This is a genomic window from Butyrivibrio sp. AE2005 (genome assembly GCF_000686965.1).
GTDB lineage: Bacteria > Bacillota > Clostridia > Lachnospirales > Lachnospiraceae > Butyrivibrio > Butyrivibrio hungatei_A.
In genome coordinates this window covers 21,395-46,346 of the sequence record NZ_JMMD01000016.1, presented here as the reverse complement: position 1 = coordinate 46,346, position 24,952 = coordinate 21,395, and the positions used below count along the sequence as shown (strand labels likewise).

At 38.1% G+C, this 24,952-nt stretch carries 21 protein-coding genes and 1 tRNA gene; 4 read left to right on the top strand and 18 right to left on the bottom strand.

Going from position 1 to position 24,952, the window contains the following annotated elements; genetic code table 11:
* The first annotated feature begins 571 nt into the window (after nt 1-571).
* The 3 genes from DL92_RS0111380 to DL92_RS0111370 are packed head-to-tail and all read left to right on the top strand — an operon-like array spanning nt 572 to nt 5,088.
* Entirely contained in the window at nt 572-1,726 is a 1,155-nt protein-coding gene (locus tag DL92_RS0111380; RefSeq protein WP_026667769.1) for an ABC transporter permease, read from the top strand.
* Nucleotides 1,727-1,780: 54 nt separating this feature from the next.
* Entirely contained in the window at nt 1,781-2,479 is a 699-nt protein-coding gene (locus DL92_RS0111375) for an ABC transporter ATP-binding protein (RefSeq protein WP_026656964.1), read from the top strand.
* Entirely contained in the window at nt 2,458-5,088 is a 2,631-nt protein-coding gene (locus DL92_RS0111370; protein WP_026667768.1) for an ABC transporter permease, read from the top strand. The genes DL92_RS0111375 and DL92_RS0111370 overlap by 22 nt, the downstream gene beginning before the upstream one ends.
* Before the next feature lie 38 nt (nt 5,089-5,126).
* On the opposite strand, the gene DL92_RS0111365 is transcribed toward DL92_RS0111370, so the two are convergent.
* From DL92_RS0111365 to glmS, 17 genes are all read right to left on the bottom strand, one after another.
* Nucleotides 5,127-5,342, bottom strand: a complete 216-nt coding sequence (locus DL92_RS0111365; RefSeq protein WP_026667767.1) for a BrnA antitoxin family protein — start codon at nt 5,340-5,342, stop codon at nt 5,127-5,129.
* Between the two features lie 48 nt (nt 5,343-5,390).
* Nucleotides 5,391-5,528: a BrnT family toxin gene (locus tag DL92_RS21820; protein ID WP_334291144.1), complete on the bottom strand. Its 138-nt coding sequence runs from the start codon at nt 5,526-5,528 to the stop codon at nt 5,391-5,393.
* A 150-nt stretch (nt 5,529-5,678) separates the two neighbouring features.
* Nucleotides 5,679-6,377 (bottom strand): hypothetical protein, encoded by a 699-nt coding sequence (locus DL92_RS0111355; protein ID WP_026667766.1) that lies wholly within the window; start codon nt 6,375-6,377, stop codon nt 5,679-5,681.
* Nucleotides 6,378-6,405: 28 nt separating this feature from the next.
* On the bottom strand, nt 6,406-7,059 hold the full coding sequence (locus DL92_RS0111350) for a hypothetical protein (RefSeq protein ID WP_026667765.1): 654 nt from the start codon (nt 7,057-7,059) through the stop codon (nt 6,406-6,408).
* Between the two features lie 434 nt (nt 7,060-7,493).
* Entirely contained in the window at nt 7,494-8,171 is a 678-nt protein-coding gene (locus tag DL92_RS0111340) for a hypothetical protein (RefSeq protein WP_026656958.1), read from the bottom strand.
* A 49-nt stretch (nt 8,172-8,220) separates the two neighbouring features.
* Entirely contained in the window at nt 8,221-8,658 is a 438-nt protein-coding gene (locus DL92_RS0111335) for a hypothetical protein (protein ID WP_026667764.1), read from the bottom strand.
* 107 nt (nt 8,659-8,765) lie between these two features.
* Nucleotides 8,766-10,703, bottom strand: coding sequence for an Ig-like domain-containing protein (locus tag DL92_RS20315; RefSeq protein ID WP_051625312.1), 1,938 nt, complete (start codon nt 10,701-10,703; stop codon nt 8,766-8,768).
* 1 nt (nt 10,704) lies between these two features.
* The gene (locus DL92_RS0111320; RefSeq protein ID WP_026656953.1) at nt 10,705-11,835 is read right to left on the bottom strand and encodes an HlyD family secretion protein; all 1,131 of its coding nucleotides are present in this window, start codon (nt 11,833-11,835) and stop codon (nt 10,705-10,707) included.
* A 15-nt stretch (nt 11,836-11,850) separates the two neighbouring features.
* Entirely contained in the window at nt 11,851-12,327 is a 477-nt protein-coding gene (locus DL92_RS0111315; protein ID WP_026656952.1) for a hypothetical protein, read from the bottom strand.
* A gap of 121 nt (nt 12,328-12,448) precedes the next feature.
* Entirely contained in the window at nt 12,449-12,643 is a 195-nt protein-coding gene (locus DL92_RS0111310) for a hypothetical protein (RefSeq protein ID WP_026656951.1), read from the bottom strand.
* 85 nt (nt 12,644-12,728) lie between these two features.
* Entirely contained in the window at nt 12,729-13,124 is a 396-nt protein-coding gene (locus DL92_RS0111305; RefSeq protein WP_026656950.1) for a hypothetical protein, read from the bottom strand.
* Nucleotides 13,125-13,284: 160 nt separating this feature from the next.
* Nucleotides 13,285-15,510: a peptidase domain-containing ABC transporter gene (locus DL92_RS0111300; RefSeq protein WP_026667763.1), complete on the bottom strand. Its 2,226-nt coding sequence runs from the start codon at nt 15,508-15,510 to the stop codon at nt 13,285-13,287.
* A 188-nt stretch (nt 15,511-15,698) separates the two neighbouring features.
* Nucleotides 15,699-17,000, bottom strand: a complete 1,302-nt coding sequence (locus DL92_RS0111290) for a sensor histidine kinase (RefSeq protein WP_026656947.1) — start codon at nt 16,998-17,000, stop codon at nt 15,699-15,701.
* Nucleotides 16,997-17,719 carry a LytR/AlgR family response regulator transcription factor gene (locus tag DL92_RS0111285; RefSeq protein WP_026667762.1) on the bottom strand — a complete coding sequence of 241 codons (723 nt, stop codon included), beginning with the start codon at nt 17,717-17,719 and terminating at the stop codon, nt 16,997-16,999. Before DL92_RS0111285 ends, DL92_RS0111290 begins: the two co-directional genes overlap by 4 nt.
* 427 nt (nt 17,720-18,146) lie before the next feature.
* Nucleotides 18,147-19,874 carry an ABC transporter ATP-binding protein gene (locus tag DL92_RS0111280; protein WP_026667761.1) on the bottom strand — a complete coding sequence of 576 codons (1,728 nt, stop codon included), beginning with the start codon at nt 19,872-19,874 and terminating at the stop codon, nt 18,147-18,149.
* A gap of 24 nt (nt 19,875-19,898) precedes the next feature.
* Nucleotides 19,899-21,299, bottom strand: a complete 1,401-nt coding sequence (locus DL92_RS0111275; RefSeq protein ID WP_026667760.1) for an MATE family efflux transporter — start codon at nt 21,297-21,299, stop codon at nt 19,899-19,901.
* A 125-nt stretch (nt 21,300-21,424) separates the two neighbouring features.
* Nucleotides 21,425-23,248, bottom strand: coding sequence for a glutamine--fructose-6-phosphate transaminase (isomerizing) (gene glmS, locus DL92_RS0111270; protein WP_026667759.1), 1,824 nt, complete (start codon nt 23,246-23,248; stop codon nt 21,425-21,427).
* A 188-nt stretch (nt 23,249-23,436) separates the two neighbouring features.
* Between glmS and DL92_RS0111265 the strand changes: the two genes are divergently transcribed.
* Entirely contained in the window at nt 23,437-24,387 is a 951-nt protein-coding gene (locus DL92_RS0111265; protein WP_026667758.1) for an SH3 domain-containing protein, read from the top strand.
* 413 nt (nt 24,388-24,800) lie between these two features.
* On the opposite strand, the gene DL92_RS0111260 is transcribed toward DL92_RS0111265, so the two are convergent.
* A tRNA-Thr gene (locus DL92_RS0111260) sits at nt 24,801-24,873 on the bottom strand.
* Between the last annotated feature and the right edge of the window lie 79 nt (nt 24,874-24,952).

Below are 24,952 nucleotides of genomic sequence, written 5' to 3'. Positions count from 1 at the left end.
TCATCCGCTGCCCTGTGTCGCCGAAATACCGTCTGTTACTTCATCTGAAAACACAATATTTACCGGAGGAATTGTATAAAAATATTCTTCACTTCATGATAATATCCCTATCGAAAAACGCAATCCGCGAAATATAGACAGGGTAAAGACTGCTATTTTCCCTGTCTAAAAGTCCTATCTGCCGAAAACAGACAGGGTAAAGACTGCTATTTTCCCTGTCCAAAAATCTCATCTGCTGAAAACAGACAGGGATAAACCCGCTATTTTCCCTGTCCAAAAATCTCATCTGCTGAAAACAGACAGGGATAAACCCGCTATTTTCCCTGTCCAAAAATCTCATCTGCTGAAAACAGACAGGGATAAACCCGCTATTTTCCCTGTCCAAAAATCTCATCTGCTGAAAACAGACAGGAAAGTCTTTATTGATTATGTCAAAACTGTAAGAATCTCCCCTCCATCAGAAAGATTCCGGAAAGATTTTTATGTAATAATCATTTATTATAAGTTACTGCTGTCACCGGTTTATTACTTGATAACAGCAGCACTACATTATAAAGGGAGGTCACATACAATGGGGAGAAAAAGTCAGTTTTGCACAATTCTTTTTTACGAGATAAAAAAAATCCTGACCGCTCGCACCACACTTATCTTATTTATTTTCATTGCGGCATATTCCGTTATTCAAGGAAAAATCCAGGCAAATCAACTTGATAAATTTGATATAGAAACCCGTGATCTGCAGCGCTCAATCGACGGACGCCCCATCGACGATGCGCTTATAGCAGAGACCGCGGAAGCAGCATATAAACTTGGAATGCCGTTTGAATGCTGGGATTATTCAAACTGTACTTACATGAATCTTTCGCACTGGCTAAAGCAAATTGCCGATGACAATTCCAAGCTCACAGACTACAATTCCGAATCCATTTATCAAACAAGAGACAGCTCCGTCAGCGAATCAATGAACTCGATGAAGCTTACAGAAAATGAAAAAGAATACTGGCAAACACAGGAAGAAAATTTAAGCAAGCCAATCATCTGGCATTACACCGAAGAAATAAACGGCCTTATTTCCACTCTGATCTCCCTCCCGCTTATATTGCTCTTTATGACTACTCTGCTACTTAGTCAGATCTTTGCAGGAGAGATAAAAGATAAAACGGATCCGCTAATCAAATGCACTGTCGGCGGCTGGGGTGACACATACCTTGCTAAAGTCACAGCCGCCTTTATCTGCACTCTTTTCCTAAATATCGTTATAGAGGCTGTCACAGTACTTACAAGCTTTTTTCTATGGGGAAAAGATACATGGAACATCCCTATACAGCTCTTTATGCCCCTTACTGCGTACTCCATGACGATAGGACAATTTATCCGCGCGCAGCTTATTATGATCACGGCAACCTGTCTGCTCATGACCGCAGTCACATGTTTTTTATCGGAAATCCTAAAAAGCCCCGTAGCAGTAATGAGCGGCGTATTCGGAAGCTTTCTTATAGTTTACATAAGCTCGAATCGCATCCCTTACAGCAGTCGAATGCTCTCACAGCTTTTTTGCCTGCTATCGCCCATGTACATGACCTCAGGATCGGCGCTGCGCGAATACAGGCTGATTGGAGGAAGCGGTCATTACCTTACGGCGCTGCAATTTGCTCCAGTCCTGTACATAGCGATATCAATCACTCTTATCACAAGCGGATATTTTATCTACACAAACAAAAAATAACCCACAATGAGCATTAAAATATTTTGCTCCAAAATCACATATAAGGAGAAAAAAATGGAAATCCTACGCGTTACAGACTTAAAAAAGACCTACGGAACCGGCGATACGGCGGTTGAAGCCTTAAAGGGTGTAAACCTCTCCGTCGAGAAAGGAGAATTTATCGCAATCGTCGGAACATCGGGAAGCGGCAAATCTACTCTTTTGCACATGTTAGGAGGTCTGGACCGCCCGACTTCGGGAACGGTCTCGATTGACGGAAAAGATATTTTTACATTAAAAGACGAAGAACTCACAATTTTCAGAAGAAGAAAAATCGGCTTTGTCTTCCAGTCTTTTAACCTCGTCCCTGTTCTCTCAGTCTATGAGAACATCGTGCTCCCCATAGAACTTGACGGAAACACACCAGATAAAGAGTTTGTGGACACTATCATCGACACTCTCGGACTTTCGGACAAAAGAGATTCCTATCCAAATCAGCTTTCCGGCGGCCAGCAGCAACGTGTTGCAATCGCAAGGGCACTCTCATCCGCGCCGCAAGTGATCTTGGCAGATGAGCCCACAGGTAACCTCGACTCCAAGACAAGTCAGGACGTTATGGGGCTTCTAAAGGTTATGGGCGAGCGCTTTGCACAGACTATCATCGTCATCACACACAACGAAGAGATTGCTCAGACAGCGGACAGAATCATCAGGATTGAAGACGGACTTATCGCAAACAAAGAGGTGCTGACATGGCAAAAGAAAAACGCATAAACGGACCTATGGTCAATAACAAAAAAGTGATTCGCAGTATCGCCGCCAAAACCGTAATGGCAAATCCCGGAAAGAGCCTTGTGGTAGTTCTTTCCATCGCGCTGTGTACATTTATGTTTTCAGCTCTTTTCACCATAAGCGGAAGCCTTATCGCCAAATTCCAAGATGATACCAACAGACAGATTGGCACGTCATGTAACGCAGGCGTAAAGTATCTCAACGAAGAAGAATACAACCGCATCGCTTCCGACAAGAACCTCAAAAGCGTGACCAAATCTATATTTGTGGCAACCGCAGTAAATGACGAGCTTAGTAAAATATTTGCACAAGTGGATTACCACGACGAAGCAAGTGCGAAAAAAGACTTCTGCTACCCTGAGGTAGGAAGACTGCCTGAAAAGGAAACCGAAATATCCGTAAGCAGCCTGATCTTGCAGGCATTTGGCATGAAAGCCGATTCCAAAGAAGACTATGAGAGCCTCTTGGGAAAGAATCTTTCTCTCAAGCTCTCAGGCAAAGACAAAGAACAGACCATAGACTTCGTCATAGTCGGAATACACACGGGAGATCAAGTCGCAATGGCACAGATAATCGTGGTATCAAAAGAGTTTCAGGAGAAGTTTTCTCCGACTCCCACATCATCCTACTATGATAACGCCGCATCCATGAGTTTTAATGATTGCTTCGGAAGAATCGATGCAGAAGTGGATTTCTTCTTCCCTCTCTTTTTCAAATACCAGATTGAAAAAGCAATCAAAAGAAACGGGCTGCCCGAAGATACACAGTATGGTATTAACTGGGGAAGTGTCGGTTCATCTGCGGATTTCGGCGCTATCGCATTCGTAGTACTGATGCTGTTTACCATATTCCTGTCCGGATACCTTATCATAAACAACATCTACCGCATCAATGTTTACACGGATATCCGCTCCTACGGACTACTAAAAACAGTCGGAACAAGCAGTAAGCAGCTTAAAAAAATCGTAAACCGGCAGGCATTATATCATTCAGTTCCCGGAATCATCATAGGAATCACAGGCGGAATAGTAGCCGGAAGTCTCCTGCTTCCGATGTTAATGGATGGAATGGCCATTTCCGAATCCATAGATTCCAAAGCCGTTATAAATATATGGATTCTTTTATTCTCTGCGCTCTTTTCCTATGTCACCGTTCGCATCTCGGTCAGAAAAGCAACAAAGCTGGCTTCGGGAGTATCTCCCATAGAAGCGCTTCACTACACGGAAAATAACAGTTTCCGAGGGAGACATCGCAATCATTCGGCCACCTTCACAGCTACACGCTTTGCTTTCAGAAATGTATTTAAAGAAAAGAAAAAATGCTTTTTCGTGGTGCTCTCTCTGGCTCTTTCAATGACTGTGCTCAGCACTGTGTTCACCCTGCTGATAGGATTTGATGAGAATAAATATATCTCCAATTTTTTGATGACTGACTTTTCCGTTGCCGACGCCACCACTGATAACCTTGCTGTTTCAAATAACGTCTATGACGGAATAACACAATCTTTCCTTGATGAGGTAAAAAAACTTGCAGGTATTTCGAAGCTTGGAAACGTTTATGCAGAACCTTCCATCCAGGACTTAAATGACCGTGATTATGCACGTTTCAAAGAAAGACTGCTTGATAATGAAAAAGCATATGAAAATTCTGCACGGCATCTTTCCGCTATATATTATGATGAATCCGGAGAGCAAACAAACGATGATACTTACACTATAGCCAACATATATGGAATGGATGATTATGCATTAAGCACTCTTAAGATACTTCACGGAAATTTTGATGCCGAGAAATTTAAGACAGGCAAATATATTTTGGTAAACGAATATGATTACGATGGTAATGAGAGTAATTTCGTAAGCTATTTTCTCCCGGGTGAAACAATTGCCGTAAACAATGCAAACGGCGACATCAGAGAATATGAGGTAATGGCGACAATAGACATTCCTTTCGCGGTAAGAATTCAGGCTTATACCGACATGGACGTAAATTATGTTTTACCTACGGATGAATTCCATGATTTCTTTGGAGAAAGAGCTCCCATGAGAACTCTGATAGATGCTACAGATGATGCCGAACCAGCAATAGAGAATTGGCTTGCGGATTATACCAAGAACGTAGAGCCATCGCTCACCTATACATCAAAATCGGTATTTAGAAAAGAGTTTTCATCCATGACAGAAATGTTCAAGATGGTCGGCGGACTTCTTACAACAATCCTTGCACTTATAGGAATCCTTAACTTCATCAACACCATCGTCACTTCCGTGATCTCCAGAAGGCTTGAACTTGCCATGCTCGAAGCAGTCGGAATGACCAAGAGCATTCAGAAAAAGAGTTTATGCATTGAAGGCGTGATCTACGGCACTCTATCACTACTCTTTGGCGCGATACTAAGCAGCATCATCTCTATACTGATGATAAAGCCCCTGGAGAGTGGCCTGTTTTTCTTTTCCTATATGTTCACACTCCTTCCGATCGTCGTTGTCCTTCCGTTCCTGATACTTGTCATGATCCTCATTCCTTATATCGTGTACAAGCGTGCAATGAAGGAAACGATAATTGAAAGACTGCGACTGGCGGATGCGTAAAGTGATTGAGAAAAAATAAAAGGGCTAAAAAGGCCCTTTTATTTCCAAGTCAGATTTAGTTTTTTCTTTTCATTCACACAGTCTACCAAATACAGATTAATTAAAGTCTGATAAGGTATACCCGTTTCAGAAGACTCATTTTTAAAATACTCTATAACAGTAGGTGCGATTTTTATAGTAATTTGCTTTTTTAGTTCTTTTGCATACGGATTAGGTCTGGGATTTAAATTATCAATATCATATTCCTCTAGCATATCTTTCACTCTCCTTTCTTGTTGCTTTTCTTGCAGAAATCAGTCGAATCACCGTATCTGATTCTCTATAGCAGTGACATACAATGCACACTCATCGAAAAATACTGTACTTGCTTCATCAAAACTTATCCCATGTTTTGTAATATTTATTTTGTTTTTGTTCTCGTCCCAATCAAAATAATACATTCTTTTAACCATTTATCATATTTTCACTATAATTATAATATATTTACTTTGTAATTTCAATTATATCAATACAAAAGCTCACCTGAAGAATGAATAAAAAGCGCTATAGAATCCTATAATTTTGAACTCCATAGCGATCTTATCATATTTTTAATTTGCCATCCTTTTTAGAGCATCCCTAAATTTCGAACAAAACTCTGCATACAATATACATGTAATCAATCGCATGTTCATTGCACCTAAAACAATCATCAATACTTCAATGAGCATCAGGCAAATAATATCTCTTTTGCTTAAATATGCGTCTTTCCATATACGAAACATTCCTATTCCAAAGACCGCAACACAGATTAATCCCGATATAGCCAATTCCGTAACATTCTCATGAAAAGACATTAGAAATGCTATTGCAAGGAAATTCCCGATAATAAACGGATAATGCGGTTCCATGTATGATGAATCTATCTTTTTCATTCCATTAATCGCATCAAGGACATTTATATTTAACGATCTTACTTCATTGCATATTTTCACTTTGCACAATATAGAAAAAGAGAGACAGATGACATTAATGATCACTGTAAGCAGAAAGAAATTGTATGCAAAATACAGCGTCTGCGCCCACATAATAAACTTAAGTATCATCTCAAAATCTATATATTTTACTGTACTTTTTATTATCCCTGCTTCCCTTAGTAAACTCGGAATAAAGGAAATACCAATTCCCACAACCAGTACTATAAATATCATAGTCACTCGGTAATCTGAAATATTTGCATGTGCAGCTATTTCCATCGCCAAAATGGACAGATCAAATAAAAACTCCCCCACAACAAGTAGTTCAAACATCGTTTTTCCTCAATATTTTTTGTAACTTCTAAGCATATATAGTAAAGTTTTCTTTCGAAGTCTTTTTTAATTGATTATAACTCTCCTTATCAACCTTAAGATATTCACTATAATCTTTTAGCTCATCTAAATCAGGATAACTAAGATGAATATATATAATCCTATTACTTTCCTCATCAAGCAGCGCATATTCATATCCACTGCAATATCCGTCACTTGCTATATACGCAGGATAATTATACATGGTATCATCATATTTAATATTTTGTACTTTGTGCTCCTCTTTGCCCCAATTAACGTTCTTCAGATCATAACTAATATCAGAAATACGCTTCACTTCTGACAAATAATCATTCTCTTCATAAAGAGCCTCAAGTATTATATATCCGTAAGAGCTGATCATATCCGATTTAACATCCGAATTAAAATTTCCTTCTTTTATTTTTGTCGTATCATCAGGAAAGATTAAGAATAGAGAATCCATATCATCCCAATTATTTTCAACAATCTTCGCTTTATCATAATTGGATATATCTGAAGCTTCTTCATGATTTCCCCCAAAAAAACCAATAGCCAAAATCAGAAATGCAACCGTCATCCTTATAGCACAAATCACAACAAGTATCGCCACTACCAAAATCAAAGTTTTAGTTCTCTTATTACTCGTTTTATTCTCAGGCATACACAATCATCCTCCCTACATTAAAGTTCAGAATCAAATATGGCAAAAGAAATTTATTTTTTAAAGTGTTTTATTTTGCGCCATTTTACCGGCCATCCATGCAAGAAAACATATTATCCCAGGAAACAACAAACTAAATACAATTCCCTCCAATATTCTTATAGGAGTATCCATGAGTCCAAAATTATAAAAGATAAAAAGAATAATTAAACACTGTAACAAACAACAGACAAAAGCAATAATCTTTTTTGATTTTTTCACTATATTCCCCCTCCCTATTCCGCCAACTATAATATTTATGATAATTGCATATTTATCCAATCACAACACATTTTGAGTAAACGTAGGATATCTTGTGTGAAGAATAAAAAACCGCAATAGGATACAATTGTGAATCCCATGCGGTTTTTATTGATGATAGCCAATCTTTTTCCTCAATTTATATGAGCTTTACGATACTCATTATCCTCAGAAACATCCAATCCTTCTAAAAGATACTTCTTTGGAATATAATCTTCCACATTCAAATCAAGAAAATATGGCGCAAATATTATTTCAACATATGTAACCGTATTATCTTGATTTTCAGGAATCAAAGCATAAACAAATCCACCAAAAGAATCAGCTTCCAAAGCAAGTAAATCATAATTTTTCGGCTCATCCTCCGCACAATAAAATCCTTTATATTCATCAATTCCCTGTTCCTTAAGCCTTCTCTTCTCCAATCTGTACATATCATCAGAATATTGAACTGTCAAATATGATAGAAACTGCTCTTCCCAAGGATTGTAATACGTCATCTGATATTCAAGTGTCTTCATATCGGAAGTTATAGTTTTCGGAAAAATCACCTCATCTACACTATGCTTATTGATAAATCTATCTTTTGCATTTTGCCCGATATAGTCTTCATATTTCGTAATATTAGTATTAACTTCAGGCTTAGCAAATTTATACTGTACCCAAAAAATAAAAATAGGTATCAGAGGGAGAATCACAAAATATAATAGCACTCCGACAAATAAAGCAACCAAAGTAATTTTAAATGCTCTTTTCCTTGAAAAGTCTATTTTTCCGCATTGTACATCTTTTTTTACTTTATTCTCGGACATATTTATTCATCCCCCTCATTCCTATCACTATAACTATTCAGCTACAATATTATTTGGTTCCCAAAATTCCTAGATTTCCCAATGCCCAGCATGCCTCAAATGCCATAACCCTTGAAGCTGTATCTTTATGATCTTCTAAATCAATACCATTCATAGCATGTGCACTCAACGCATCAATTTCCGCACATACAGCCCCAGCATTAGCCCCTATCAATGCCGCGCTTGCTGCTACTGCCACTTTTGCTGCACCTGCATAATATGCTGCACAGGCATGCCCAAATATTTCCTTTGCAACATCTAATACATCCATATTATTACAGAAACCATATGTAAGTAGCCATTCTGCTTTTGAAATACAATAACTTCTACTAAGATACGCTGTACTAATTGGTAAATTAGTAGGTTTCCCACCTTCCAAATACTCCATTTCACTTTTAGAAATGCATAAATAATTTATAGGCATTTCTAGTCTTTCGCTACAAATCATACATTCAATCCTCCTTATAATATTTTTGAAAAATCTATTCGCGACTAGATTTCTCTCCAACCTATAATCACCATATCGACAGCAATGATATGTGTGCGTTTCAGTATCTACCAAAACCAATATTGCTTCTTCACACCAACATAAATTCCCAATAAGACAAAAATGAAGCTTGTTCCGCCAAATCCCATGGCCAAATAATTATTCTTTGTTCGTTTCTTTCCATCCGAAAACATGTATTTACCGGCTTTTGTAATAGAAATACTATCTAAACTGTCAAAATAGATTTTCTCATATTTATTCTTTGCTTCATTATAAAGAAAAAGTTTCTTTCCATTTAAGCTATACTTATCAACCATTTCAGAATCAAATGAGATAACTATTTCTCCGCAAAGATTATTTCCATCGTTTACTGAAAACTCACAGTCACCGTATTTATTGGAATTCATTACAATGCTTGTCGACAGCTCATTTTCATAATTAAGAATCTTATCTCCATCGATTCTGATAGTATATCCGTTTCCCAATACACATATGTTTTTTTCATTTTCATATATATATCTGAGAAGTTCACCGGTAATTTTAGAACACTCAGACTGTTTTATGATTTTACTGTATCTTATATCCGCAAACGCATTGCTCTCTGCGCAATCGGAATCAATTATGTTTTCCTCCGAAGCCTGTTTCCCTGATGTGTTGACAATTACAGTTGCAGAAATAGAGACATCTCCATTAGATACTATCACTGATGTATTTCCTATCTTTTTTGCCTTAATATCTCCATCATCAGAGACACTTACAATTGATGAATCCGAGGCCTTAAAAGTTAGTTCTTGCGCTGCATCAGCCGGAAAAACTGTAGCTTTTATTTTTCCACTCTGTCCCGGTTTTAATATATAATAATCGTTTTCCAGCTCAATCTTTTTTGTTGCAACAACAACGTCCAGCTTTACATTTTCAGTAACTCCGCATGCAGACACCTTTATAGTTACTTGTCCTTTAGAAATTCCTTTCACTTCTCCGGATGAATTAACAGTCGCAATCGCCTCATCAGAAGATTCATATTCAATCTCCGCTCCAACGGTATCAATCGGATAGACTTTTGCAGATATCCTCATCACATTGCCAACCTTTAGCTTTTCTTCATAATCCGAAATTTCAATAGTAACAGATTTTTTCTTCTTTACTGTCAATTGAAAAGAATTCTCTTTTTCTCCGCATTTTACTGTAATAGTTGCAATGCCTTCCGATAAAGCATGAATCCTACCAAATCCGTTTACTGAAGCAACCGCCTGGTCACTTGAACTGTAAGAAATTTTTCTTCCCATTGCACCTGCAGGCAAAATGCTAACCGATAATAATTGCTTTTCGCCTTCAGTCATTTCTGTTTTATATTCACCAAGATCAATTTCCCTTACCTCAGCTTCAGCAACCTCTTCTTTTTCAACATTCTTTACCATCAACCGGAATGAACTGCTTATATCTCCACAAGTCGCAGTAATTGTTGCTGTTCCCTCCGAGACAGCAGTTATCCTACCAAATCCATTTACAGAAGCTACTGACTGATTATCGGAGCAATACGTAACCGGTTGATTCGATGCACTTAAGGGCAATATTCCTACCATCAGAAGTTGTTTCTCTCCAACAGACATCTGTGTATTATAATTTCCCAAATCAATCTCTGTTACTTTTATCTGAGTTTGGAGCTCATCTTTCTTAGCTACTTTTTCCGGTCGCTCTTCCGCTTCCTTTTCCTCGTTCTGATTTTCTTTCACCTGTTCTATTACTGTTTCTTGCTTATTTTTCTCTGTAAGAACATCTTTTTGCTCAGGATATTGATTCGCTGGCTCTGTCACTTTTTCAACAGTATCTGTTGATTCTTCTATTTCATCCTCCACTCTATTTTCTTGTGAATTGTTCTCATCCTCTTTTATCAACTCCGTCTCTTCTACTGCATATACTAACGGTGTACAAACATTAAACATAATACTAAGAAAAATACCTGTAACTACAATAGTCATACAATGCTTACAAAGTTGTCTTTTCATCTTATTTTCTGATTTTCACCCCTAGTTTTTCTAATGCATAATTAAAATATGTCACCTTGTCGTAAGTCACTCTGCATATTCCTGTCATTCCGTTTACAACATCCACCTTATCACCGCTTCTGCTGACCACATAATCACAATCCATTTCAACAAGAATCTTAAACACCTGATTTACACTTCCTTCTTTCCCCTCCCTACTGGAAACGTTACTATCAATCTGTTTAACCACTCCGCTTATTGTTCCATATACATTCTGTGCAAGACCATCAATTACGATCTGTACCTCATCTCCCACATGCATTCTTGCCATATCTGATGTAGATACAAATGCTTCCAAAATACTGGCCGTATTTGCAGGAGTAATGCTTGCAACTGTTTGAGTTGTTTGTACTACCATTCCATCCTTATAATCTGCAAGAAGATGAATTCTTCCTGTAGCATTTGCCTTAACAGTGTACTCACTTTGTCCGGAACCTATTGCAGAAATCTGCGCATCTATTGCTTCTATCTGTTGTTTTGCTTCAGAAATTGTTTTCTCAGCAGATGAAATCGTATCATAATAAATCTGAGAGATCTTACCTTCATTCTTTTCAAGCTCAGCTTCTATCTGTTCATCTGAATAATCATATTTTTCATAAACACTTGTATCCATTGTGTTTTGCTTTACTTGTGACTTATACGACTCAAAAGCGCTGTAAAAAAGCACATCATCAGGATCACTGTCGCTAAAATAATTCGTATCATCCTTTATAGATTTTACGAGCAATTGATTTTTCTCTATCTTATCTTGATAAGATTCTTTACTTAGTTCCAGTTGCTGCGCCTGAATATTATAATCGGTGCTTTTTACCTTAAAAAGCTCATCGCCATCCTTTACAAGCATACCTTCCGATAAATTACAATCCGTTATCTCTCCGGTATATGTGCACATGACATAATTTGACTTTTCACTTGTCACCGTGCCTGAAGCCTGTATCACATATGTCTTTGGGGTTCGAATACTCCACACCAGCGCAGCTAAGCAGATAAAAGCAACTAAAATAACAATTGCATATCCAAAGGCCGGTGGCTCTTTATCATACATTATCCGCGAATCTCTGAGTTCATCTATTGATTTTATCTTCTTTTCCATATGCAATATCAAGCCTTATTCTTCTATTTTTATTGGCATAAAAATATCTGCACTGATCACTTCATCGTCTCTATTTACAAACACAGTGTAACTAGCGCCTTCCAGTTCAATTTCATTTTCAAAAGCATACACTCCGAGCTTATCATAGGCAAACTTAATCGTATTCTCTTTACCTGTATATCTGGCAAAAAGACAATTCTTTACTCGAAGCATTAAATCCATCCTATAAGGCGACTGTACATTATTTATAAAATTGTCACTCTGAAGCATAAACTGCAAGTTAATATCAGCCTCTCCATTCTGATTCATTTCTACATTTGAATACTGTATTAAAGGACCAATCTGCTTTGCACCATGTGTAGAGATAAAAACATTCATCTTGTTGATCTCATTATCAAAAGTTCCTGTATTTATCTTTGAAAGATCCATTTTACAAGAAAGGACATTTTGTAATCTTAGCGTTTTGTTTTCTTCTACTCTTATAGATCTCATACTTGCTTAATTCCTACTTTCTCCTACTATTTATACATCAACCTCTATAAACTAAACCATATTAGTGTTTACTCCTCAGTCCTGCAATTATATTACTGATAACAGATAAATATCATAACTATCATCTTTTTCTTTTCTTGAATTTATCCCAAATAAACTCAAATATACAACTCATTGGCGGAAGAATAGCAACCAATATTGCAAATATTCCATGTTTAGTATTAAATATTCCAAACATATAAAAAATGCATAATAATGGTACACTGCTAAAAAGCGTTGTCAATATAGTTTTAGTAACTGTCTTGTTGTTTTTCATATTTTAATCTCCGTTCCTATTATCACAAAGAAAATACATTATCATGTATTTTCTTTGTGATTTTTTTACTAATCAAAGTGCATCATTACGTATTTACCGCCTTAACAGACATACCAGTACAAATCCAAAGAACACTATAGTCCAATGTCAATTGCACCAGTTGTCTTTTACCTTTGTCTCTAATTATTTTCTCGACATCTGAATAAATATCATTTGCGCCTTTTACGTAAGAAGTTGCTATAACCCCAACACCTACCATAATTGCTTGTTGAAGAGGAATAAAACCCAAAGCTTTGCCAAAAGTCGCAATAAGATCAGCAGTAGCTGCCAATCCAATCATTCCATCTAATCTGCCTCTAATAGCTTCTGCGGTGTCAGTAAATTGAGTGCTTCCGCCGCCTTCAACATAAGTCATCTCTTCTTCATCCATCAAAGAATAGCTAAGCGGCATATCAATTGCTGCACATAAACAGTTTCCCATTCTTTTTATCCTCCATTTTTCTCTCTTTTGTTTTGGCTCATTCATTCGCGACTGAATTCACCTGTCATATATCAAAACACACACTCAGCATAACTTAGGCCTATTTACTTCACTGTGAAGATGATACTAAATGCATGTTGATATCCCCCACTATTTAAAATCACGTATAAACAAGTTCATCCAAATTCTCATCCACATCTGCTTCGTCAATAACGTTTTCTTCGCTGTTTACACTAAAGTTGCCCTGTTGCATCTCCCAAAGCTTCCAGTATTTCCCCCTTAGTTTTAATAATTCTTCATGGCTTCCCTGTTCGATTATCTGCCCTTTATCCATAACAATTATCTTGTCGCAATTCTTAACTGTAGCCAGTCTATGGGCAATAATAAGCATCGTCTTTTTCCTAAACTTGTTGTAGATCATATCGAAAATAATGTTTTCTGTAGCGAAATCCAGATTACTTGTAGATTCATCCATGATATAGAACTTATTATCTTTAAGAAATGCCCTTGCTAATGCTATTCTCTGTTTTTCACCTCCGCTTAGTCCATTTCCGGCTTCCTCAAGATAGGTATGATATTGCATCGGAAGCCTTTTTATAAAGTCATGAGCATCAGCCTTTTTTGCAGCTTCTTTTACCTCATCAAGCGTTGCATTCATCCTGCTGACACGAATATTGTCATATATACTTTTCGAGAACAGCTCTATATTCTGCGGAACATACGATATTGCTCTTCTTAAAGATGAATGTGAAAACTCTTTGATATCAGCACCATCAACTGTTATTTCTCCGTTTTCAGGTTCATAATACCTTAGGAGCAACTTTGCTATCGTGGATTTCCCACTCCCGCTTGCTCCAACCAGCGCAACCTTCTGTCCTTTTGAAATAGTAAAGCTGATATTATCAAGCGCAGGCTTTCTGTTTCCATACCTGAATGTAAGATTTTTTATTTCTATATCTCCATCTATATTTGTTATTTCTTGCTGATCTTCCTCATTTTCTTCCCTCTCATAATCCAGAATTTCCGACAATCTCTTCATGGAAATATTTGCTTCTTGAATCTGTAACTGGAGCCCCACAAGATTGCTTATCGGATTCATAAAATACCCCGAAAGCGTCATAAATGCCATATAGCTTCCAAGTGTAAGTTCGTTATTGATTACCGAGCTAATTCCTACATACAACAGAACAATATTTCCCATTCCCGATATAATGCTTGAAATAGTTCCCTGTACATTTGAAAGCATGGATTCTTTGTAGCCAATCCTAAGTGACTTTATGTACTCTTTTTCTATGCTCTCAAGCTCGGTATCTTCATTTGCATTTCCCTTTATTGTCTCTACTGCACGAAGTCCTTCAATAATTTCTGAATTGAGAACCGATGCCTGCTGCATTTGCTCTTCATTAATCTTCTTGTACGGTTGCTTAAAAATAAAAACCAATATAATACTGACAACTGTCATAAATAAAATGATGGAAAAAAGCTGTGAATTCATCCGGAACAGGATGACACCGGACATAAGTGCCATTGATATATCCATGATCAGCGATAATGCTATTCCGGTAAAAATATTTTTTATAGTAAACGCATCAGAAAATCGCGTCGTTATATCTCCCGTCTTTCTTGTAGAAAAGAATTTCATCGGAAGCTTATATATATGTTCGAAATATCCCAGCATAAGAGGGATATCTATCTTAATTGATAGATGTAGCAGGATCCACTGTCTTATAAAACCAAGAATAGTTGACGTAAACGATATTCCAAGAAAAACAACCAGCATGATCTTTAGCGCATCTTTCTGCTGATAGGTTAGAATCTCATCATATATAACATTATTAAACAATGATGATACTATACCTAAAAGTGTTGTAAGCGCCGATGCCAGGAAAGCATATATAAACAGTTTCTTTTGTGGAAGCATGAGCTTAACATATCGCTCAAATATATTGATTCCTTTTACTTTACCTGTTTCAAATTCGCTGTTAGGTTTTAGTAATAGTATTGCGCCGGTAAACTTCTCATAGAAAGTATTTATTTCAATTCGTTCCAAATCTCTAGCCGGATCACCAACAACTACATGCTTTTTATCTTTTTTAAAGATAACCACAAAATGTGATAGTCCTTCTTTGGTGACAATATTTGCAATACACGGGAGAGAAAAATCGCTAAAGAAACCTTCTTTGTCAACTTTTACAGCCTGTGTCATGAATCCCAGCCTTTCGGCACATTTTGACAAGCCTATGAGATTCGTCCCTTTTAGATCTGTCCCCATCATATCGCGAAGCCTTGTAATGGTTGTCTCTTTTTTGTAATGTAAGCAAACCATTGCCATGCAAGCTGCAGCACAATCAGTATAATCATGCTGATTTACAAATGTATATCTCATTCCACAATTTTATCCTTCAAATTTTTTATTTATAATTTGTTTTATAGTTTCTTTTTCATTTAGACTTCCACAACAATTAATGATAATTGTATAATTCCTCTCACTCAATACATCTTGAGTGAACGCAGGGTATCTTGAGTAAACAAAAAACTCCGGTAGATTTACTACCGAAGCTTTCACAAAATCATTCATAAAGCTATAAAAGCTATGAATTTTCCTTTTTCAATTTTGTTACTATAAAATCCATTGTACTTATTAACTACAGTTCTTACACTCTTAATGCCAAAGCCGTGATTCTTAATGTCTTTCTTTGTGGTAAGCACATCACCATCAATGACTTTATCTTTCATTATCGTATCATTTTCCACCTTAATCAGAAGTTGCTCTCCATTATTTACGACCTTGACATCTATACTTTTTTCATCACATCCTACCTTTTCGCAACCTTCTACAGCATTTTTGAGAAGATTGTAAAAAATTGTGCAGAGATCATAATCGCTTATTTCCTCTCTAATTTTTGGGCAGCCCTCGTATTGGAACTTTATGTTTTTGTCCTGCATTACTTTTGTTTGATCATTAATCACAGCATCAGCAGCCATATTGCACGTATACTTTTTAGTTTGGTCGATGTCAACTTGTTTTTGCATACAAGCTAGATACTCCTGCATTTTTTCAGTATTGCCTTCGTCAAGATATTTTTGTAGTGCTGTAATATGTGCACGAACATCATGCCTAAATCTTCGCACTTTTTCTTGATCATTCTTTAAACCGTCAAAATAATCTGATTGAGCTTTAAGCATATATTGATACTTGATTTCGTCTTGCTTCATCTTATTATTTCTATTTACAACAAAGCTTTGCCATACCATAACAGCAATAAATAGAAACAATAGTCCCAGCATAGCAAAAGATATAATAACGTAAGCCTTTGGATCATACTCATTTCTTCTCACCATTTTCCCCAATGCAGGAATTATAAAAAGCCCTCCAATAAAGCTCGAAAAAATCACTCCTAGTTGTGAAGTAGAAAGATAATAGTCTACCTTCCTTTTTATAATAATATTCATTAAAAAATGATATATCATAGGAGCAATTAAAACCAATACCTTATCCCAAAGAGGTCTTCCGACAAGTGCTCCGTATAAATAACAATCATCTTCAAACATGGCATAAAAGAGCATTTTAGATAATGTTGATAGTAAATCCATAATTATCCAAGATACTGCCATGTATATAAGCCCCTTAACCCTTTTTCCTTTCTCTATTAACACAACAAAAAGAATGGAGCAAAGATTCGGAATTCCACTAAGCCATCTATCTCCTCCACGGATTTCAAAATATAAAAGGCAACATAACATCGAAAAAACAAAATAAATTGGAACAGATATTTTCTTCTTGTAAATTGGAAAATTAAATGCAATAAGAAAAAAAGAAAAGTATTTCAATAAATCCAACAAACTATATTCTGCGGCCCATAAAAGATCCTTCATACACTCATCCCCTCATACAAATATTGTCTATAACTTCTTAAAGCAGTGTCTTTATAACTTTTCCCAATCGGTATACTTTCTTTTGTTATCAAGTTAATATAAGCGCCGGATAAATTAGATATTTTATTTACATTAATAAGATATGATCTATGCACGCGAAGAAACGGCATCCCTCCGAGAATATTTTCGCACTTTTTTAATGTATAAGAAGTAACTATTGTCTTTTGTATAGTATGTATATCACAATAATTCGAATCCGCTTTAAGATATATAATATCCGATTTGCGAATATGATAGTCGCCACAATTGTCCGAAAAAACTACCAATGCATCAGATATCACTCTCTTATAAACCTTTTGAATCCTTGCATTAAAATCAGTTTCCTTTATCGGCTTTTGGATAAACCCTAATGTCTTATATCCATATGCATCTCCGGCAAATTCATGATGACTGGATACAAATACTATATTTAAAACATTAGGCATCTTTTCAAGTCTTTCCATTACAGACAATCCGTCGATTCCGCCCATCTCTATATCCAAAAAAACGAGATCAATATGCCTGTCAGTCTCCTTTATAATCTCTTCTCCCGAATAATATGAGTAAACCTTATAATTTACTTTTTTATCAATAAAAAATGAGTTGCATAACCCGATTATTTCGTTGTGCAACTCTCTATCATCATCACATATTGCAATATTGAATGTACCTATATCCATTACATATGCCCCCTATAATCAAGTAAATAGCTACATTTTTAAAAGATTATATCATAAAAATTCCTATATAACACTTTTGCTTTATTATGGTTTTAAAATCATTTATCTATAATCGCATTTCCATACACTCAAGATAGCCGCAGTTTACTCAATGATATACTCTCTGCTAATCGAATTGTAATATAATGCAATCTGTCATCTCAAAACAAAAGGAGGAATGTATTCATGTATCAATATGATATACTTGAACTTATTTTCGGAAGCGGCAATCCTTAATAGTCATTTCCCATCTATAAGTCGCCAAAAGCGGTCAAAATAATAAGACTTTGGCGATTTATACGCTTAAAAATGCTTATAAATCGCCAAAGTCTGTTTTTCAAGTGACATCCCTCAAACGAATGACCACTACATTGATTATTTATTCAATCTACTCAAACTGCATTCTGTAATACTTCTCGTACAATCCGCCTGTCCTTAAAAGTTCCTTGTGGGTTCCGCGTTCTTCTATGCCGTTGCTTCCAAGGACGATGATCTCATCGGCGCCAAGGATTGTAGAAAGTCTGTGTGCAATCGTGATGGTTGTTCTTCCGACTGAGAGTTTTTCAAGGCTGTCCTGAACATATCTCTCGCTCTCGTTATCGAGTGCGCTCGTCGCCTCATCGAGAATAAGAATCGGAGGGTTCTTAAGGAACACTCTTGCGATGGCAATTCGCTGTTTCTGGCCACCTGACAGTCTTGCTCCCCTTTCACCGACAAGTGTGTCAAATCCATCTGACAGAGTGTTTATAAAGCCCGTCAGGTCTGCTTTTTCAGCTGCCTCTCGTATCTCATCCATCGTGGCATCAGGCTTTCCGTAGGCGATATTCTCGCGAACCGTACCGTTAAAGAGATACACGTCCTGTTGCACAATTCCGATAAATGATCTAAGAGATCTCTGAGTTACGTCACGAATGTCAACTCCGTCTATTTTAACACTTCCGCCCGTAACATCATAGAATCTTGGAAGAAGTGAACAAAGCGTTGTCTTTCCGCCGCCTGACGGACCTACAATAGCTATATTCTTGCCTTTTTCAACATGTAGACTGATGTGGTCAAGGACGCTTTCTTCCTCGCCGTAAGCAAAAGAAACGTCCTCATAATCGATAACGCCCTCAACGTGCGTAAGCTCTTTTGCCCCATCCTTATCAACAATCTCAGGTTCCGTCTCCATGACCTCGCAGAATCTTCCAAAGCCCGCAAGACCTTTCTGAAGCTGTTCCGTAAATTCAACAAGTACATTGACCGGATTGATAAATATGTTGATGTAGAGCGCATAAATAGCCATATCTTCAACCGTCATCTGTCCTTTGGCAATAAACACACCTCCGGCCACAATAACAGTCACAAACAATAGTCCCTCGAAGAAGTTGTTTCCCGAATGAAAAAGCGCCATCTGCTTGTAATTGTCCTTCTTTGACTCAAGGAAAGCGAGGTTACTTTTATCAAATTTCTTTTCCTCAATCTCCTCTCCCGTAAAGGACTTCACGACCTTGATACCGCCGAGCGTATCCTGAAGGGATGAGTTAATTCCCGCAACCTTCTTCCTGTTATCGGAAAACGTCGCTCTCATCTTCCTGTTACGGCTTACAGAGAATACCGCCATGACAAGCACAACAGACACAAGGCACAGCGTCATTGGCACGTTTATACGCATCAGAAGTATGAAGGAACCGACTATTTTCACAAAAGAGATAAATATATTCTCGGGGCCGTGGTGCGCAAGCTCGGATATATCAAAGAGATCCGATACCAGCTTACTCATCATCTCGCCCGTATTGTGTGTGTCATAATATGAAAAAGAGAATGCTTCAAACCTTTCAAAGAGCTCTTTTCGCATGCCGGACTCCATCTTGGCGCCCATCATGTGTCCCCAATATGTCACGTACCACCTGCACAGGAATCTGATGAAATACAGAACAAGCAACAAAAGTCCTATGATCCATATTCTTTTCATTATGATCTCAGGTTCTTCAAGAAACAGCGTCTCTCTGAGTATCCTTATGAACTGCGGGAAAACGAGGTCTATCACAGACAGCACCGTTGCGCAGAGCAGGTCGAACAAGAACACTCCGATATAGGGTTTGTAATAAGGTATAAATTTCTTGATAAGATCCATTGTGTATATTTCCTTTTATGTAATTTACTCTGCATGCCCTATTGCAAGGTTGTTGAGCCAGTTCTCTTTCTTTAACCAGAAATGGAAAATAGTGATCTTGATAAAATCAACAAGCTTTACACATATAAAGAGCTCTATAGGGCCTATATCGGTGTATTTACCAAGGATAAGTATCATAGGAAGAAGTACAACCAAAGTTATTACCGCATCTCCGTACGCGCCCATCTTGGTATCGCCTCCGGATCTTGCAACCGCCTGCTGAGCATTGATATATACCCATATAGGCATAAATATCGACAGAACAATAACCATTCTTCTGCATATGTCTATAGCGCCGCCGCTCAATCTTCCATATACGACAGGCACGATAAGTGTAGTCACGAAACCAACAATCGTCATTACACATCCAAAAGCGAATGCTCCCGACAAAAGCCAATTCTTTTGCTTGCGCGCTTCTTCAAGCTTGCCTTCTCCAAGTGTCTTGCCCATAATGACACTTGTAGCAGAATAAATTCCGCCAAATGCCACAAAGAAGAGATTTGCGATAGCAAAACCCGCTGCCATTCCGGATACTACTTCCGCTCCCCCTCTGCTGTTAAAAATAGCGGTATTTACAGTCTCAGAAAGCACCCATGTCATCTCACAGAAGAGCATAAGCGCTCCTTTTCTCAATATCTCGCCAAAGAGACTGAAATCAACTTTAATACCGCTCTTTAATGCGATAGCAAAATCAGGTTTCACCTTAATATATATGCCTGTGAAGATAACAAATTCCAGTGTTCTTGCTATAACGGTCGCAACAGCCGCTCCTCTTACGCCAAGTGCCGGGAAACCAAAGTTTCCGTAGATAAGAAGGTAGTTAAACGTAGTATTGGTCAGCGTAGCGATTATAGTTACAATAAGCGGTGCCTTTACTCTTCCCATGTCTCTCAAAGATGTCGCTATACAGACAGAAAAAGTCATCGGAAGTCCCATCCAGAACATGATATGGATGTACTTTACCGCCTCATCAAGAATAAAAGGCGCCTGCGTATTTCCTAAGAGCATGAGCGACAGGAACTGCCTTGGGAAGACTCTGCACACCAGAAAATAAGGTATAAACGCAGAAAGTCCCATAAACACTTTAAAGATGAATGCCTGCTGCATTCCTGCCTTGTCTTTTGCACCAAAGAACTGTGTGAGGAATATTCCTCCCGACATGCAGATGGTATTAAGAAACACCATAAAAATAAACAGTATCTGGCCTGCGACGTTAACTCCGGACATGGACACGTCTCCAAGTCCCGATACCATGAAATTGTCGATAAGCGATACCATGTTCTGTATAAGCTGCTGGAGCATGATGGGTACCGCAATCTTTAATGCATTTCTATAAAAAGAAGCTTCTCCGAATAAGCTTCTTTTCTCCTGTATTATTCCGTTCATAATAATTCAACCTCGTCCACTCAATAAGAACAAAAAAACAAAACAAAGAGTTTTGGCAATTATAATACAAGTTTGTGTATAAATCGCCAAAACTCTCTAGATTCAAAAAACATGGTATATATCAATTACTCAACCGTAACAACCTTAGCAAGGTTCCTTGGCTTATCAACATCAAATCCCTTTGTATATGATGTGTAATAAGCTATGAGCTGCATAACAACGGCTGCAGGGAACGGCATGAACATATCATCCATCTCAGGAAGTATAAATGTATCATCCTCAGGGATATTCATGTCCTTATAAAGAGATTCTCTGGTAATAAGGATCATGCTGGCTCCACGAGACTGAACCTCTCTGATATTGGAGTATTCCTTAGATGCGATCGCACTCTGTGTAACAAGCGCAACTACAGGTATTCCGTCCGTAATAAGAGCAATTGTTCCGTGTTTAAGCTCACCGGATGCGTATGCTTCCGAATGAACATATGATATTTCTTTAAGTTTCAGCGAACCTTCAAGAAGAAGTGAGTAATCAAGTCCTCTTCCGATCATGAATGCGTTCTCTGAAAGGAGGAACTTACTTGTCATCTTCTTTACGAATTCTTTTTTCTCCAAAATCTGACCGATAACTTCAGGTACTCTCTGAAGTTCCTTCAAAAACTTGCTGCTCTCTTCCTCTGAAACAAGTCCGTTAAGTCTTGCCGCATGGATTGCAAGAAGATAGAAAACAGTAAGCTGGCTGGTGAAAGCCTTGGTACTTGCAACAGCGATCTCAGGGCCTGCATGTGTATAGATGCAGTAATCACTGATATCTGAAATCGTTGAACCTTTTACGTTTACAATTGACAGTACCTTTGCACCTTTCTTTCTTGCATACTTAATAGCCTCGATAGTATCAACCGTCTCACCCGACTGTGAAACCGCGATAACAAGAGTTCCGGGCTTGATAACGGGATTAGTGTATGTAAACTCAGAAGCCACCGCTACATCAGTGTGGATATTGGCAAGTGTATGGAAGAGCTGCTGACCTATAAGTCCCGCATGCATAGCTGTTCCGCAGGCAATAACCACAATGTTCTGATTATCTCTGAAAAGAGAATTCGGAATGCCTTCTGCTTCAAATGAAGTGCTACCGTTTACAATATGAGGTGTGTAAGTATCTTTTACGGCGTCGGGCTGTTCATGGATCTCTTTTTCCATATAGAAAGCATAGCCGCCCTTACCACCGCGACTTGTATCCCAGTCGATAGTCATGAGCTGAAGAGGAATCTCATGTCTCTTCTCGTCATGAACCACAATTCCCTTAGTTGAAAGGCACGCAACCTGATACTCGGGAAGGAATGCATATTCCTTTGCATGTACGCCAAGAGCCGCAACATCAGAAGCAAGCATTGCGCCATGCTCAGTCATTGCAACAACGATGGGACTTACGTTTCTGATCGCATATATTTTACCTGGCTGATCAGCAAAAATAACCGCAAAAGCAAATGTTCCCTTAAGCTGAGAAACAAGATCTCTTAAAGCTTTTTCAGGATCTCCGTCATACAAGCAATTCAAAACTGCGGCAGCAACCTCAGTATCTGTCTCTGAAATAAGCTTTCCCTTAAGATCATACTCTTTTACAAGCTCCTTATAATTCTCAATAATTCCATTATGTACAAGTGTTACTCTGCCATTCTGATGGGGATGGGCATTCTCATCGCTGACGCCACCGTGTGTAGCCCAACGTGTATGTCCTATTCCTGCACACGCCTCATCTGTAAGGCCGACACATACTTCTCTTAATTTGGAAACTCGTCCGGCAACCTTATTTACAGTAGGTTCCTTCGCTCCATCAGGGAAAAGAGCTATTCCGGCACTGTCATATCCTCTATATTCCAAAAGTTCAAGTGAGTCCAATAAAATATCTTTTGTGCTCTTTTTTCCGATATATCCAATAATTCCGCACATAACCTCTCCAATCAACTATATATATAAATTTTCCTATATAATATAGTATGTTTATATCATACCAAAAGCGCCTGTTTCAAGCGCAAAACCAACTAATGCTTTATTATAAAAGTTTGTTGCTTTTTAGTCAAATTTGACATCTTGTTAAACCTCATGTAAAATTTCATAGAATTATGAGTGGTGAAGATATGAAATTAAAAAATCTAAAAAACAAAAACTTAATACTGGTATCCGGTGCACTTATGGTCGCATCATTAGCCGTATGCGGCGCAGCATTTGCAACGGACGAGATCAAGGTTTCGGCAACGGAAGCGATTATCGCTTCAACAGAAGGCGTTTCGGTTCAGCCTGAAATAGCTTCTATCGAAGGAAGCTCAGCTATAGCAGACGAAAGTTCAGCTGCAGCATCTTCCTCAGTAGAACCTATCGACCCTAACGTGGTTGTACACTATGAAGTTCCTGCGAACATGTTCGCATCAGCTACCGTTAATGTAAGAAACGGAGCGGGGATTCAGTGTGATAAGATCGGTAAGCTCTCATGGGGCGCACAGATCACAGTAACAGGCGAAACAGGCAGCGGTTGGTATGAGATAGCATACAAAGACGGAATAGGATATGTCAGCAAGGATTATGTATCTACCGGAATCCCCGGCGTGCCTTTTCTTTTTGTAGGAGACTCAAGAACAGTTCAGCTTAAAACTGCCGTAGGTTCAACCGATAAGGCATATGTTGCCAAGGTCGGTGAAGGTTACAGCTGGTTCAAGAACACTGCTCTTCCCCAGATTCCCAATTACGCCGGAAACGGAACCGTAATGGTAATCAACTTTGGCGTAAACGATCTTGCAAACGCATCGAAGTACATCAGACTTGTAAACAGCAACATCGATTCATGGGAAGCTGCCGGAATCAAGGTTTACTACGCAGCAGTAACTCCCGTAAAGAACTGCAAGACAGTTTCTAACGAGCAGATAGAAAAATTCAACGCAAAGCTCAAGTCACAGCTTGATCCGAGAGTCACTTGGATAGACGGTTACTCTTACTTAAAGCAGAACGGTTTCTCAACCGGTGACGGGCTTCATTACAACAACTCAACATACAAGAGTCTTTACTCTTACTATATGTCAGTAATTGACGCTTAATTTTAAGGCTGTCGCACTTTTGTGTGGCAGCCCTTTTTGTCCCCAATTAACGCCAGCCCCAAGGGCATCAGGTCTGAAATTGTAGCTGTTTGTTTTCACAGTAAGGGTATAAGGCGAATTTTCTTGTTGTTACATATGTTGATATTCAAGGCATAAAAAGACTTAAGCTTTCATTCTTCGCTCCAAAACTCGCCCATAAATGGGCTCAAACAATTGGAGCGATAGCAGAATGAAATCTTAAGTCTTTTTATTGCTATTGAATATTGCAACATCTGTAAATACAGCAAAAATCCGCCTTATACCCTTACTGTGAAGCCAAAAGTTATCGACTTTCAGACCTAATTCCCTTGGGGCCGGGCTGTCTATGAATGAATCTACTCAAACAAAAAATCCGCCAAAAGCGACTTTCTCTAAGCTGCTGACGGGAATCGAACCCGTGACCTCCGCACTACCAATGCGACGCACTACCGACTGTGCTACAACAGCGCATGCCCTAAAGCACGATGTTTATTATAACAATCCTAAATAACGGTGTCAATCAGAATATAGTGAAAGAGCATATCTC